10 protein-coding genes are annotated in these 15,793 nt (G+C 39.3%); 5 read left to right on the top strand and 5 right to left on the bottom strand.

Annotation, left to right across the window (positions count from 1 at the left end):
- Positions 1-9: 9 nt before the first annotated feature.
- From ACSHXM_RS17210 to ACSHXM_RS17190, 5 genes are all read right to left on the bottom strand, one after another.
- Positions 10-525, bottom strand: a complete 516-nt coding sequence (locus ACSHXM_RS17210; protein ID WP_435690759.1) for a type II secretion system protein — start codon at positions 523-525, stop codon at positions 10-12.
- 473 nt (positions 526-998) lie between these two features.
- On the bottom strand, positions 999-1,772 hold the full coding sequence (locus tag ACSHXM_RS17205) for a phytanoyl-CoA dioxygenase family protein (protein WP_435690757.1): 774 nt from the start codon (positions 1,770-1,772) through the stop codon (positions 999-1,001).
- Positions 1,773-2,054: 282 nt separating this feature from the next.
- A complete protein-coding gene (locus tag ACSHXM_RS17200) occupies positions 2,055-3,773 on the bottom strand; it encodes a sodium:solute symporter family protein (RefSeq protein ID WP_435690755.1) in 1,719 nt (572 codons plus the stop codon).
- A gap of 8 nt (positions 3,774-3,781) precedes the next feature.
- Entirely contained in the window at positions 3,782-6,064 is a 2,283-nt protein-coding gene (locus ACSHXM_RS17195) for an FAD-dependent oxidoreductase (RefSeq protein ID WP_435690753.1), read from the bottom strand.
- Between the two features lie 202 nt (positions 6,065-6,266).
- Positions 6,267-6,995, bottom strand: coding sequence for an IclR family transcriptional regulator (locus ACSHXM_RS17190; RefSeq protein WP_435690751.1), 729 nt, complete (start codon positions 6,993-6,995; stop codon positions 6,267-6,269).
- Between the two features lie 199 nt (positions 6,996-7,194).
- Here ACSHXM_RS17190 and ACSHXM_RS17185 point away from each other — a divergent pair, with 199 nt between their 5' ends.
- From ACSHXM_RS17185 to ACSHXM_RS17165, 5 genes are all read left to right on the top strand, one after another.
- Complete coding sequence (locus ACSHXM_RS17185) at positions 7,195-8,286, top strand: glycoside hydrolase family protein (protein WP_435690749.1); 1,092 nt, start codon at positions 7,195-7,197, stop codon at positions 8,284-8,286.
- A gap of 153 nt (positions 8,287-8,439) precedes the next feature.
- Positions 8,440-9,747 (top strand): glycoside hydrolase family 117 protein, encoded by a 1,308-nt coding sequence (locus ACSHXM_RS17180; RefSeq protein ID WP_435690747.1) that lies wholly within the window; start codon positions 8,440-8,442, stop codon positions 9,745-9,747.
- Positions 9,748-9,760: 13 nt separating this feature from the next.
- Complete coding sequence (locus tag ACSHXM_RS17175; protein ID WP_435690745.1) at positions 9,761-12,916, top strand: glycoside hydrolase family 2 TIM barrel-domain containing protein; 3,156 nt, start codon at positions 9,761-9,763, stop codon at positions 12,914-12,916.
- A 2-nt stretch (positions 12,917-12,918) separates the two neighbouring features.
- On the top strand, positions 12,919-14,745 hold the full coding sequence (locus ACSHXM_RS17170) for a glycoside hydrolase family 2 protein (protein ID WP_435690743.1): 1,827 nt from the start codon (positions 12,919-12,921) through the stop codon (positions 14,743-14,745).
- A gap of 132 nt (positions 14,746-14,877) precedes the next feature.
- Entirely contained in the window at positions 14,878-15,648 is a 771-nt protein-coding gene (locus ACSHXM_RS17165) for an IclR family transcriptional regulator (RefSeq protein WP_435690741.1), read from the top strand.
- Positions 15,649-15,793 lie beyond the last annotated feature (145 nt).

The raw sequence follows: 15,793 nt of genomic DNA, 5'->3' as shown, positions 1-15,793 counted from the left end.
GGGTAGGACTTAACAACCTGACTCTATAACACCAATTAAGGGCTCACTTCCATCTTCAATATTGTAATAATAAGCATAACAATCATCATCTACAGTATAATTTTTCGGCCAAACATATACTCCTAAACCTCCTGTACTACCTAGTACATCAGGCATAGTACTTTCATTCCCATGAGTACAAAAATCAGTTGGACAAACATCTGTAATTGCTAAACCTGTGGTGACACCAGACAAATCCATCACCTTTAAAAACGAACTCGTTCCTCTTCCTACCATATATCCACCCTCAATTGGAACTGTATCGCCATTTACAGATAGGTTCCCTGAAACGATGTTCTGAATTTTCGCTTTTAAAAAAATCAAATCTGATCCGCTATTAATAGCTCCCTTAACACTCACTAATACAGCTTTGTTGGTATCACTTTGGAGGCTTATAAACTTAGGTACTGCAGTAACGGCCAAAATACCTAAAATAACGATAACAATAACTAACTCTATTAAAGTAAAACCTTTAGATTTGTTCATTTATAACCTTTAATACCTCTAGGTGTAACTCCCTAGAATATTACCTAAATTGATGATAAGTATAAACATTAAAAACAACCTTTGAAGAGTAATGGTTAATACGTTATTACCTTTTCCATTGTCCAACAATGACCGATTTTTCAAAAATATAGCCCATTAATATATAGTTTCAAAACTGAATTGAATCCCTCGATAATGAAAGTGACAATATCTTGGTTTACGTGATTATTTCAATGACCGCTTAGGTAACACTCTTGTAGTTAAAAGGTCAACAGGAGTGTCATCCCAATGTCTGCTGTTGGCACTTTGCTAGTTATCAGAAGTTAGTCGAGCCGGAGAGGGGCTGCTTGAAAAAATGCAGGGATGCCATGTGTAAATGTTATCTGCAAATATTAAGCACTTAAAAATATCGTCAAAGAGTAGGCTCAATGACGATACATTTAGGTATTAGTTATACTCACTGTATAGAGAAACTAGGCTGTTTCAGTTTCTTGCCAGTTCATAATGGCATCGTCAGAAACAGTCTCAAGTGGACGGTAAACCAGTGAGTTTTCTTTGTAAGGTTTGTTGCTTTCTGCGCAGTATGCACTGATCATTGCCCATCTAGGGTTTTCAGAGCGGTTCTGGTTTGATTTGTGTAATAAATTACAATGGAAAAACAATGTGTCGCCTGGCTTAAGTTCAACTTTTACCAGTTCGTGATACTTTAACGCTTCTTCTACAGAGGTTAAATCTGCCCCTTTTTGGTCGCCAGTTTTATTGTGATCGATTCGGCCAATATGGTGGGAGCCTTTTAATACCTCTAAACAACCATTTTCTTCTGTGGCTTCGTTGATGGCGATCATTACGCTAAGTAACTTTGGATATAAGTGATAGTTGTCGTAACACCAATAGCCATAATCTTGATGCCATTCCCATGCGCCGCCAACAAAGGGTTCTTTCATCATGATTTTGGTTGTTGTGTGAAACACAGGTTCATTAAGGAGCTGCTCTGCTGACTTTGCCATTCGTTCGCCACGTGGGAATTGACTATATAAATCATCTCCTAAATCCTGCCAAAGACTAACTTTACTCACAGTACCAGACGCATCTTTTTTATCCCAAGCATTTTGGTATAAAGAATCATCATTAAACGCTTTGTTTTGTAAACGTTCTATTTCAGCTTGGTTATAAAAACCACGGGCGATAACGTAACCGTCGCGATGAAAGTCCTTAATTTGCTCTGGGGTTAATAGTTTATTTGGCATAGCTTGGCTCCAATTTGGTAACTAATTTTAAAAAAAACATGTATTTCTATATGAATTCGTTATTTCAATATGAATACAATGTTAGTCGGTTTTTGATGATTGTCAACAATAAAGTTGAGCCCTTTTTATATTTTCCAGAGATAAAAGAAAAAGATGTGAGAATAAAAGATGTAAGAATAAAAGATCAACAATGACTCAACCAGCAAGTCATTTTGTGAAGGAGAAGTGGGTAAAAAAAGTGGGGACAAAAAAGGGCTTACATTAAGCCCTTATTAAATTTAATTAGATGTCAGTGTGATTAGATGTTTGTTTGGCTTTATAGATAATACTCGTGCCGATTAACAATATAATACCTGCCACTACTGCAACCACTAAGGCATCTTTTTCGGCAAGTATAGAAATACCTAACATAATTAACCCTGAAGCGGTAATTCCGAAACCGATAACTTTAATGCCTTTTTTGTTGGCTTCACTAGCATCTGTATCTGATCCATTTTGTTGCTCTGGTTTTTGTTCTTGTTCTTGTTCCTGCTCTTGCTCTTGCTGTTTTAGCTTAGCTCTGGACGCTTGAAAGCTGTGGAATTGAGCTGACTCATTACCTCGAATACGTAATATGATTTCAAAAACGGTTAGTAGTATAACGGGAGTCAGAACACCCACTAACATTTCTTCTGCTCGGTCTAAGGAGAACTCAAATAACACTGGGGTGATAAATTTAAATGTGGCGTTAATGCTTAGTGTGATCAACGAGGTGGTTAATATAGTTGGCCCAGTTTGATAACGGGAGAAAAGCAGCCAAATGGGTGGCAAAAATAAGGCGCCACCAGTTAATGCCGCAAGGCTCATGACCACTTCGACTATACCACCGAGTTTAGGCACTAATAGTGCAATAATAATTGTACCTATACCTAGCAGTATGGTGGCGATGCGACCAAATTTGACCAGTTGTTGTTCTGATACTTGAGGTTTAATTTGTTTGTATAAGTCATTGGTGATCACACTAGCGGCAATGTTTAAGGTGGTATTGATGGAGCTAGAAGTAGCAAATATCATTGCCCCTAACATTAAGCCAAGCATACCTAAAGGTAAGACTTGTTTTGACATTAACAAATAAGCGCCTTCGTCTGCTAAGCCCTGCAAGTCAGGATGTAATACTCGGTAAATCATTGGGGCTAACATCCAAATGACTGGACTAATAATGTACAAACTGCCAAATAGTAAGCCGACTTTTTTTGCATCTGCTGGGTTGGCTACGCTGGTATAACGTTGCACATAGGCCCAGTTACCGGCGATAAAAAATAAGTTATATAAACCAAAAGCAAAAATAAATGGCCAGGTATATTCACTATTGACTAAGTTAAAGAAACCTTCAGGAGCTTTGTCGATAAAGTTGTTGATGCCGCCAACTTCACCTAGGGCAAGAGGTAACACAATGACCACTGCAGCAGCGAGTACCACAAACTGCAAAATATCTGTGACTATTACCGCCCATAACCCACCAACGGCCGTATAGGCCAGTATGATCAGTCCCAAAACAATAATGGTGACATTTAGTGGTAGGCCAGTGGTAACTTCAATCAATTTAGCCACGGGATACAAAAATGCACCGGTTGATAAAACCGATATGGTTAAAAATATGGTTGAATATATTTTTTGATAGCTGTTACCTAGGCGTAGTTGAATAAATTGTGCTGCGGTCATGACTCTGGTTTGTTGCCACCTTGGGGCAATAAAAAAACCAATGATGAAACCGGCAATACACATGGTCCATTGAATTGTTACCGAGACCCATCCCGAGGTGTAAGCAATAGACCCCCACACCACAAAAGTACCTGAAGAAAAGAAGCTCATGTATAAAGACAGGCCACTCATCCACCAAGGTAATGCACCACCTGCGGAGAAAAAAGACTTGGTATTTTTACCAGAGTTGGAGAAGCTAAAACCACAGCATACTACCAGCAGGGTAAATATTAATATGACACCTATATCAATAGTATTCATAACAACTCCTAAAACACGTCTATTTCAAATAATGCGGCTGGTGTATGTGCACTTGGATGAGTAAGTTCGATGATTATCTCATCTGAAAATAGTGGCTCGTCAAATTCAACTTTATTCACAGTTTGGTAGTTTTGGGTTTGACTAAACAATACCTCACCGGATTTGGTTTTTATGGCGTAATCTTGCACACAAAACGGCATGATCTTATCTGCATGGTGCATCCATACCGTTTCAAGGGCATGGTCGGCATCAGTATCGAAGTGTAAGGTTAATCCAGTGATTTGTTTCTTCTCAGGCCATTTAAGGGTAATACTAGGATTTGGATCTTTGGGTTCTGCGACCCAAGCATTGGTTTGCAACCAAGGTCGCATGTATCCATTTCTGAGATTATCGGCCGAATAAGCAGTTAACGCTGGCTGGATAGACATGGCGATGTTGTGGCCTTTGGGTCGCCTTTCTGGTGTCCAAAACTCAAATGAATCTATGCCAAATACTGGATCCATTTCTTGTTTGCCGTTATTAGACACGGCCTTGTGGACTTTGTTAAATACACTCAATAAGCCTGTTACTCTATATCCCGAGGTTTTTATCTCGACTTCTGCATTACTATGAAAAATTACAAAAGCATATTGTTGGGTGGTTTCAACGTCAGAAAAATCTAGCTCTATACTTTGTTCGCCAGCCGAGAGCGAAAAATCTAAAGTTTTTAGGCTAACATCTGGGGTGTAGTTATAGGGTTTTTCGCTGACTCTTAATTCACATCTTAGTTGGGTTTGGGCAGCGGCTTTTACTTGAACCGTTATTTTGCTGGCATTGCCAGCGCTAAAAGGTAATAACTGAGCTGCTGCTTGGTTTAGCGTTAACCACTGGCCATCGTCAGGAATGTTTTTTAGACTTAATTCGCTGGAGGCAAGTATTTGAGCTTGAGAGATTAAATTCTTACTTGTATCCAAAGGCATGTTGGGTATGCCGTGACCAAAGCGATTTAAGCGATTTTGTAGCCTAGTCATCCTTCCATCGGTTAATAGTTCTTTTGGTTTTAGGTTTAATTCCTGACAAAGGGCCGCAGCTGTACCCACGGCCTGGCCTCCATGGGCACAGGTGATCATCACACGAGTAGAACCAAAGGCCATATGTGTGGCACTTATATTTCTGCCGGCAAAAAACAGATTGTCTATGTCTTTTGAAATAAAACAGCGATAAGGGATTTGATACACACCCTTTGAATGCCATTGGCTACAGGCAGGTTTGTCACTGTAAACCCCTTCAGCAGGGTGAATGTCAATCGCCCAACCACCATAGGACACAGCATCGTCAAATTCTTTTTGTTCTACAATGTCCTGTTGTTTAATCATGTACTCGCCTTCAAAGCGACGACTTTCACGTTTACCAGGAACAGTACCAATCCATTCGAGTGTAAGGTTTTCTGTGTTTTCAAATTTGCCACTATTTTTAATATAGTGCCAAAGGCCATATACAATTCGCCACAGTTCCCATTTAATTTCTTCGGTTTCGTGAATGGTGTCGTGTATTCCCCCATACTCAATCCACCATAGGCGGCAACCATCATCATCTTCGCTCATGATTTTACTGCGGGGAATGGTGTTTTCTACATCTAAATGAGCATAAGAAGGTGGGATAAACTCAACTGGGTTATCTGCGCTTTTTGAATAGAAAAATATAGTGTGACCTAACAATTCATTACTGGATTCTTTAGGCGCTAACTTTTCGTTAAATTCTTCTTGGGCTTCGCCACCTATTCTAAATGAGGCTCCAGCATTAAAGGCAACTAGCCCATCTCCTGTGGCGTCACAAAAGTAATTGCCTTTAATATGGTAATGAATAGAGTTTTGGCTGCAAAAAGCTTCGATGCTTTCAATGTGAGTGTCTGAAGACTTATTGACTTTGTAAACAGCGGTATTTAATAAAAGGGTAATGTTAGCTTCACTTACTACCTTGTCTAATAAAACCGTATCAAAAATGATCGGATTACCTTCTTTATTTCGTCTCAAGTTATCTAACATTATCTCGTCAATAATGCCGCCTTCTCGCGACCAACGGTTGTTGTTACCCATATGGGAAGTTGCGCCTAGTGCCCATAAACGGACTTCACTTGAAGCATTGCCACCAAGTACTGGGCGATCTTGTATTAAGATAACTTTACTGCCTTCTCTGGCTGCCGCAATAGCAGCACACACTCCTGCTAACCCTCCGCCAGCGATGACAATTTCGGTATTATGCTTAACCGAGCGATTTTGACGTAAGGATGGGCTAAAAGCTTCTTTTTTCATTTAACAAACTCAAATGTATGTACATTGCTGTATGTGACTATAGTAGCAACAAGGGTATTTGTAGACAAGGTGAGATTATTAAATTGATACACCATATATGAAGCCACATCGTTTTATCTCCTATAAAAAGTTGGTAAAACAATGTGTTAACAAAGAAAAGCGGGGTATGCAGGGAAGAGTGAAGAGGCAAGAGATCGGGAGGTTAGTGAGGGATCTCGTTTATGATCAAGGCCACGTCATTAAGACTTTTAACTAACTCTGGAATGGAAGACTCAGGGATCCAACCAGATAAAGCTATGGCGCAAAATGCCGGTTTTCCTACTGCTACAGCCAGAGTATGTGTGTCTTTTTGTGTTTCGATATAAGAGTAACCTTGTTGTCTAATGGCATTAATTGACACCATGAGTTGGTCTAATCCAGTCTCATATCCATCAATACCTTTTTGATCATACAGTGCTGCAATATGTTCGTCGGTTTGTTGGGCTAGCAGCGCCATGCCCACTCCGCCTTTCGAAGCAGGGTAAAGTCCCAGTCTGCCCAACGCATTAACTGAGTCCATGTTAGGCTCAGCATGATACAAGTAACTAACATGGTCACGCCACAACATACCTAAGGCTACGATTAAATTGAATTTTCGTAGAGACTCTAAAGGTTCAACAATTTTATTAATTAAGCCAGATGCAAACAGTGATTGAGCGGATAACACATGCATTCCGGAACCTGAAGTGTATTTACGTTTCGGCGTTTTACGGGCTATGCCGATATGATCTAGCGTTTGTAATAAGCGATTCACACGAGTGGGTTCCATGTCTAATCGTCTTGCTAATTCACGGCAACCCACTGGATCTTTTGATAAAGCCAACTCTTGTAAGGTGGCGATGCCGTCGATCAAGCTTTGGTTCAATTGAACCTTCTTTTTAGTGTTTTCCATTTTGATTCGGTCAGTATTCTTATATTTTTATCTTACTTAGTGGTTTGTCTAAAGTAAATTTAAACTCAGTAATATAAATTTAAAATTCATTTTGTTTTACTTATAGCAACGTTTTGTGTTAAAAATATTGGGTGGGTATGTTAAACACGTGCCCGGCTTTAACAATTTATTAGTCTTAAACATATAGATAATTAAATACATGAATAAACAAACCGTCATTTTATTACTAAGCCTACTGCTGACTGCTTGTAGTTTTTCACACTTTCAAGAAGAAGGGGTGTCGTCACAGTTGGATTTTCAAAATATGCTGCAAACTGTTCCAGACGCAGCTGTGTTTATTGATCCAGATTACTTTATTTGGGGCGCAAGTTTGGTCTCTGGTGATGATGGTAAATATCATCTTTTTTACAGTCGATGGCCAAAAAGTTTAGGCCATAATGCTTGGTTAACTCACTCAGAAGTGGCTCATGCAATTGCAAGTAGTCCAATTGGCCCGTTTAAACACCAAGGCGTGGCATTACCAGCGCGAGGCGCTGAATATTGGGACGGGTTAAATACTCATAACCCCACAGTACACAAATTTAATGGTAAATATTATTTGTATTACATGGGAAATACCGGTGACGGTAAGGCCATGAAAGGCTTTAATTACAGCCACCGCAATAATCAACGAATTGGAGTTGCAGTAGCTGATAATCCATCAGGCCCTTGGAAAAGATTTGATACTCCTGTGATAGATGTTAGTCCCAATGACGAAGCATGGGATGCGTTGATGGTAAGTAATCCGTCAATATTGCAAAAACCAGATGGCGAGTTTTTAATGGTATATAAAGCCGTGGCTAAAAAACGACCCTTACCGGGAGGTGGACCAGTTGTGCACTTGGTTGCGACTTCATCTTCTCCCACTGGGCCATTTGTTAAACATCCAGAGCCAGTATTTACTGCTAAAGGAGAAAAGTTTCCTGCTGAAGACCCATTTATTTGGCATCAAGACGATGCATATTGGGCCATAGTAAAAGATATGCGTGGTGTATTTACTAACCAAGGTAAATCGCTGGCGTTATTTACCTCAAAAGATGGATTTGATTGGAATAAAGCAGAGAGAGCTTTGGTGTCTAAGCTACAAGTAAATTGGCAATCAGGTATGGAGCAACTCAATCATTTAGAAAGACCACAAATCTGGTTTAAAGACGGTAAACCAGCGGTTTTGTTTTGTGCTGCAGACAGGACGCGAGAGCATTCATTTAATGTGCATATGCCCTTGTTACCTATTGAACATCTAAACAAATAATAATTACACAGATGAATTGTTCATAATTATTTAACGCGCTTTGAATATTGGGTTGTTTGACTTAAGACATGATTGATCAGATAACCCAGTTTAAAAACATATTAAGAGATATTAAGAAAGATACCGATGACTGTTCGGTTGGAGAATATACCAATGAAATTTAAATTGATAACCTATAGCCTATCTTTGGTTTGTTTGCTTGCTGGCTGCGGCGTAAATGACGCTAAACAAGCGTCCAAACAAGCAAGTCAGACACAAACATTTCCCCATACCGTTCCTAAAAACAAACCAGATATTCCCCTTAGCCCTGCTATGTCAAGAATGTTTGATTACTCAGCTACCCGGCCACAAAACAGTGAGTTATTTAGTCAGTTTAAATATACCAAGTTAGAAGGTTTTGATTACAACGGAGGTGATGGAACCATTACTAGGCGTGATCCTTCTCGGCCTATTTTAGTGGATGGAAAATATTACATCTGGTACACAAAACGACATACCGAAGTACCGCCAGTAGGTTCAAAACGTGCTGAACTTGCAACGGATACGATACCCAGTACCGATTGGGATTTAGCCGAGCTTTGGTATGCCACAAGCAGTGATGGCTTAACTTGGAAAGAACAAGGTGTGGCAGTGCCTAGACCACCAAAACCTAATCCTGGTCATAGATCAGTTGCCACTCCTGATATTTTAGTATGGGAAGGTAAATACTATTTGTATTACCAGGCCTTTAACGAGCCTAGTGGTTTGAAAGGTGATCACAGCACTGTAGTTGCTTCTTGGGCTGACTCACCTGAAGGTCCATGGACTGCGGTGAATAGAGCCGTTGTGACACCGGGCAAAAAAGGAGATTGGGATCAAAACCTGATTCATGATCCAATGCCAATTGTCTACAAGGGTAAGGTCTACATGTACTTTAAATCGACCTACAATAAGTGGTCAGATAATCGTAGTAATTACCATGTGGCCCATGGATTAGCTATTGCAGATTCACCTTTAGGCGAATTCAAAAAGTATCCTCTTAATCCTGTGGTCAATTCTGGACATGAAACCTTTTATTTTCCATTTAAAGAAGGCGTGGCAGGGGTCATCATTCGTGACGGTATTGAACGTAATACCGTGCAATATGCTGAAGATGGTATGAACTTTCATGTAGATGCCAATATTTCTATGCCTCCAGTTGCCGGTGGCGCCCACACGCCAGATGCTTTTACTAATACAGAATACGGTAGAGGTGTAACTTGGGGCATAAGTCATTTTATTAACTTTGGTGAAAAGCGTCCGTTTCACACTGAGCTGTTGCGCTTTGATTGTGATTTAAGTCTTGATGTACATGAGCCATTATTTAAATCCCCTAATATTTGGTTAAAGCCTGATATCTATTTTGAGCACATGGGACTAGGTAACGCTAAGAAGACTATGGTTGAGCGCTCAAGACAAGCTGCTAAACAAAGTGAACAATAAGGCTGTGATTATTATGCGTATTAAAAAGTTATTCAGCATCCTAGTGTTAGCGGGAAGCTTTGTTGCATTGTTTACAGCATGTAATAGTCAGGAGAGTACTAAAACAACTGCTGCTATTCATGCTTCGAATATAAGTGATGAGTCCGAGCAGGCCTTGTCACTTAACGGTAATTGGAAATTCAATTCCTTCATAGGTGATGGCTCGAGTTACCGAGACGTTGAAGTGACAAAACAAGATATTGTAATTGATAACACTGATAAAAATTTAGTCCAAATAAATGGCAGCTGGCAAGTAAAAAACGTTCCAGAACGTGCTAGTCAAATGTGGGGTAAGGACTACCTACAACATTATTATGCTGAGCTTGATCCAGAGGTCAATGTTAAGTTTACTTTTCCGAAAGTGGCGGCCGGTTATTACGAACATTTCATTTTTTATCCATTTGGTATCAGTTTACATTCTAAAATTAGCGTTAAACATGCCGCGGGATTGGATACTCAATATATTAGCCAGCGTAATCGCCCCGGTCGTTGGATTAGTTTAGGTATATTTAAAGTTGATGAGCATAATAAAAATTATATTGAAGTAAATAGTGTTGATAAAGGAACTGTTGTGGCTGATGCAGTCATGCTTAGACCTATTGCAACAGATAGGTACCAACAGGCTTTGGCACAAAAACAAAAAGCTTTTGAACCATCAACACGGGATGATAATTGGTTTGATCTAAAAGTGCCTGGGCATTGGGGCATGCTGAATGAATATAGTACTTACACAGGTAAGGCTTGGTATCGCAAACACTTTGACTTGCCGTCAAGTTGGCAATTGTCCGCTAATGAAAAAGTACGATTAAAGTTTGATGGGGTTTACCATATCGCCAAGGTTTATTTGAATGGCGAATATTTGGGACGTCATCAAGGTGGGTTTACACCATTTGAATTTGAGGTGAGTCATTTATTAAAGAAAGGCCAAGCTAACGTACTCGCTGTAGAAGCAGATAACAGTGCAATAGTAGGCGCTACTTGGAATTGGGGCGGAATTATTCGTGACGTCAGCCTAGTAAAAAGTGCTGATGTGAGAGTGAAATACCAATATGTCCATGCAAATCCAGACTTAACTAATGGCAATGCTGAATTGTCGTTAAAAGTAAGGGTTGAAAATAACTCAAATACACTGCGTAAATTGGTCTATTCAGGTGCTGTTTTTAATGGTTTTCCTGTGGTTAAGTCAAACACTAACAAAGATGCTTTAACGCAAATATCTCATGCATTCGAAGTTCCGGCTAATCAAACTATTGAATTTGATTTAACAACTAGCCTAACCAAAGAACAGGTTAGGTTATGGCATTTTGATGACCCCAACTTATATCAGTTTATGGGGGCGATTACTGAGTCAGGCAAACTTGTCCATGGTAAAAAAGAACGTTTTGGCATACGAAAAATTGAGTTAACAAAAAGTCAGATGTTACTTAATGGCGAACCTGTGCGTATTGGCGGATTTAATCGGGTTAGTGATCATAGGTATTGGGGAAGTTCAGAACCTGAAACTCTTCTCGAGCAAGACATAAAGTTGATGAAAGATGCCGGTGCAAACTTTATGCGTATTATGCATGGCACTCAAAATAAAAAGTTACTTGAACTGAGTGATAAATACGGCATTTTAATTGTAGAAGAAGCGAATATAAGGGAGCTGACGAATCCTGAACTGGTCGCGCCAGAATACAAGATACCTAAACAATGGGTCTCTGAAATGATTGAGCGAGACATTAATCACCCTAGTATTATTGGCTGGAGTGTGGGTAACGAATTGTCTGAGCACTATCAATATGTAGAAACTATGCTGGATTATGTTAAGCAAAAATTAGATCCCTATCGATTGGCAATTAACGTCAGTAATACCGGCTATCGTAAACCCGACACGCCAGAAAATGATCCTATGGGGCTTTCTGATTTGATGATGCAAAACATCTATCAAAATAATCCAGAAAAAACGGTATTAAAACCTTTGTACCAAAGGTGGCCGGGCAAACCTTTATTTATTTCAGAATATGGCCTTGGTCGTTTTACGAGTGAATCCTTAGATAATGATGTCCCTCACTTTGAACAATGGCATGACATGATTAGAGGGCGAAATACCCATGTGGTTGGGACCGCTATCTGGACTTATAACGATTACCGAAGTGGTTATTCACAGAGTTTAGAGTCAGAAAATCGTGCCTGGGGCGTGGTTAACGTTTGGCGTGAAAAACGTAAAGGATTTGCCACAGTGCAAAAAGGGTTAAGTCCGGTTAATAATTTTAGTTTATCTCATATTGATAAAAACCAGGGTAAAGCCAATGTGTCATTTGATGTGCGTGCTGCAGACGATTACCCGAGTTATACCATGCGAGATTATCGATTAACTTGGCAGGTGCTGGATAAAAAGGGGAGTGTAGTCGAACAATATGAGCAACAGCTTGAAACATTGACTCCAAATAGTTCCACTTGGTCCGGTAAGCTTAATTGGGAACCGGTTATTGATGGGGCTAACTTAAGCGTTCAGCTTGTCTCTAAAAATGGTTTTGTTCGATATCAACATTCTCACGATTTTATTGTGCCCGACAAGCCTGTTATCACGACAGTACAAAGCGGCGTGGATAATCTAGGTGCGGCAAAAGTGCGAGTTGAAATTGATAGAGCAGAAACGACGTCACTAAGCTTGGGACACTACCTTAAAATAACTCGATCTAATGGCCAAATCATAACAACGAAGAAAACCTTAGACCCTTATATTGATGTAGATTTTCCAAGTGGTGATACTAGTTTGAATTTAGAATTAGTTGCCGTTAATGGGGCGGGGGAGAGTGCTGGATCTACTCCCATAGAAGTAACCTTGAATAGTCGATTACTGCCACCGGTTATTTGGCATGCCATGAGTGAAGATAATAAACTCATAATTGGTTTTGATGGGCGCATCGAAGATAAAGGTTACACTCTGCATTATGGGTATGCGTCAGACAAGCTTAATTATTCAGCTGATACAACAGGCAGAGGAATGATAGTGGCGGATCTACCAGTTCAATCAGGTAATCAAGTCACTAATAAAAACCTCGTCTACTTTAAGTTAAAACGTTCGACTCATGATAAACAAAGTCAGTGGAGTTCCATCCGAAGCTACCAGTTAATAGACGAGTGACAATGTATTCCAAAAAGAATTTTGTGTTACTTATTCTACTAATAACATGTTTATTAAAACTAAATTATGTATTCGCTCAGTCACCGGTTTTAGCGGTAAATGGAAACATATCGCTTAATGATAAATTGTCGCTTAATGGAGAGTGGCAGTTTACTAACCAAAACTTTCCTACTCATAAGCACTTATTAGATGATGATTTTAGTCAATGGGATACTTTAACCGTACCGGGGAACTGGGATACTACCAAAAGGTATGCTAATTATTCAGGCAAAGCTTATTACCAACGTGCGTTTACGATCCCCGAAGATTGGAAAGACAAAAATATCCGACTGAAGTTTGACGCCGTATATCAAACTGCTCATGTTTGGCTTAACGGCCAATATCTAGGAAAACATGTGGGTGGTTATACACCATTTGAATTTAATGTGTCTGAAAACGCCTACTTTGAAAAAGCCAACTCTTTAGTGGTTATGGCAGATAATTCCTTTAAACGAGGAGCCTGGTGGGCTTGGGGCGGAATTAGTAGAGACGTGACTTTATTTGCTGATAATAAGGTGAGAGTTGCTTTTCAACATGTTTCTGCCATTCCTGATTTTGAAAAACAGCGAGTTGTCTTCTCTGTTAAATATAAACTACAAAATTATTCAGACAAACAGCAGGGTATTGAGATAAATAGCGAAATTGGCCGCCGGGGTATTAGTCGTGATAAAAATAGCGATAAAAGTAGCAGTCAAAAAGAAAAGCAAGTTGATAAACGTTTATCGTTAAAGGCGAATATTCCAGCTAACGCTTACCACGAGATTGAAACTCAGTTTATTGAACCTTTATCAAAATTTGAATTGTGGAGTACGGATAAGCCGAACTTATATCAACTTAGTTCAACCGTTAGTCAAGCAGAAATAAACCTCGATACGGACAATACGCGATTTGGTATTCGTAAATTTGAAGTGAAAGGTGAGCAATTCTTTTTAAACAATCAGCCTATTAGAACCATAGGAGTTAATCGGGTACATGATCACCCTAAATTTGGCAATACAGAGCCTGCACATTTAATTAAGTCAGACCTTGATGACATTAAATCACTAGGCTCAAACTTTGCTCGCTTGATGCATGCTCCGTATTCTAAAACCTTATTAAATTATGCCGATGAAATGGGATATTTATTAGTAGCGGAAATACCGGTTTGGGGAGATGATGATCCTAATTCATTTGCACATAACCCCTTAACCAAAACTTGGTTAAAAGAAATGATAGAACGAGATTTTAATCATCCATCTATTGTGGGTTGGAGTGTTGGGAATGAATTAAGAGATCCGTTGCCAGAATGGGGTAAAAAGACCCTTACGCCCAAACAATACGCTTATGTTGATTCAATGTTAGATTACGTTGCAGTGCTTGATCCAACTAGGTTAAAAACTTATGTATCCATCACAGCTTACAGTGATTTAGCTGAGATGAGTAACGAACCTTTCGAAAAAGTCGATTTTATTTCCATCAATAGTTATGGCAATGCAGTTAAAAAAGTAGTCAACACTCATGACAAATTTCCTGGTAAACCCATATTTTTATCTGAAATAGGTATTGGGCAAATCGGTGGTGATAAAGATTCTACATTTGATAAAAAGTTGATAGACGATTTACTTACATTAAAACAATTTTCTTATCTCACAGGGTTTTCGGTTTGGTCATACAATGATTATCGCAGTAACTACAAAGGTACCCCTAAATCTGGTTACCGAGAATGGGGCATAGTGGATCACAATAGAAATAAAAAAGCGGCCTATTTTGAACTTAAGAAAATTATTCAGGCATGGCATAACAACAATTAATTTAGCTCAACACTGATTTTACCCGTAGATTCCCTAAGTTAATTTTTATGGATTGTATTTTGTATGGATTGGTATGGGGGCTAATGTTATTCTAATGGATTGAATTAAGACTAGTTTTGTAGATAGAGATACGTGACGGACGCCCCAAAGAATAAGTATGCGGTTCCCGCTTTAGATAAAGCATTGGATGTATTGGAGTATTTAGTTGATCAAGAAACGGCTAAGTCTCAAACTGAAATTGCTCAAGCGCTAAATCGAGGGCCAAATGAGATATATCGAGTATTGGTCAATTTAGAGGGGCGCGGTTATCTCGTTCGAGAGCCAGTTTCTGGTCATTATCGTGCTTCGTTAAAAATGTATAACTTATCTAGACGTATATCACCTATCGACCAATTACGTCAGTGTGCCATGCCACACATGGAAGATTTAGCTGTTTCTATTGGACACTCTTGTCATTTAACAATCTTGTATCAGAGTCAAACTATGGTGTTAGTCCAAGCTCGATCTCAAGTGCCGGTATCTCTTAATATTGCAGAAGGTGCTTTGTTTCCAACATTGCAGACTAATTCAGGCAAAGTGTTATTAGCCAATAGTAATCAAGCTGTTCGAGAAATGATCCTTGAACGTTGTGAAGTTTATGCAGAATATACGGCGCCACAAAAACACCAACTTGAATTAGAATTAGACGAGATCCGTAAAAATGGTCATTTAATTGCCAATAATCCGTTTATCGAAGGTGTGTCAGATCACGCGACAATTGTAGGTGAGCCTGATGGAAAAGTGATTGCTTGTTTAGTGGTGCCTACCTTAAATACTCATTTAGGCCAAGACAATAGCCAACTAGATATCTTGCAGCAGCTTAAAAACACTGGGAATAAAATTGCCAGTCAGTTGGGCTGTTAACTCCAACTGTTAGCTAAAATTTAATTCTTTTTAAATAATCCATGTGATCCAAGGTTTTAGATGCATTCACCTCTAATGCCTGTTTAGAAGTATTCAATGCTTGACTAATTTTTTCATGGTCAGAGGCGTCCACTAACGGATCATA

Source organism: Paraglaciecola sp., assembly GCF_051252315.1.
Lineage (GTDB): Bacteria > Pseudomonadota > Gammaproteobacteria > Enterobacterales > Alteromonadaceae > Paraglaciecola.
The sequence above is the reverse complement of the archived record's forward strand: the minus strand, read 5'-3'. Positions and strand labels throughout refer to the sequence as shown.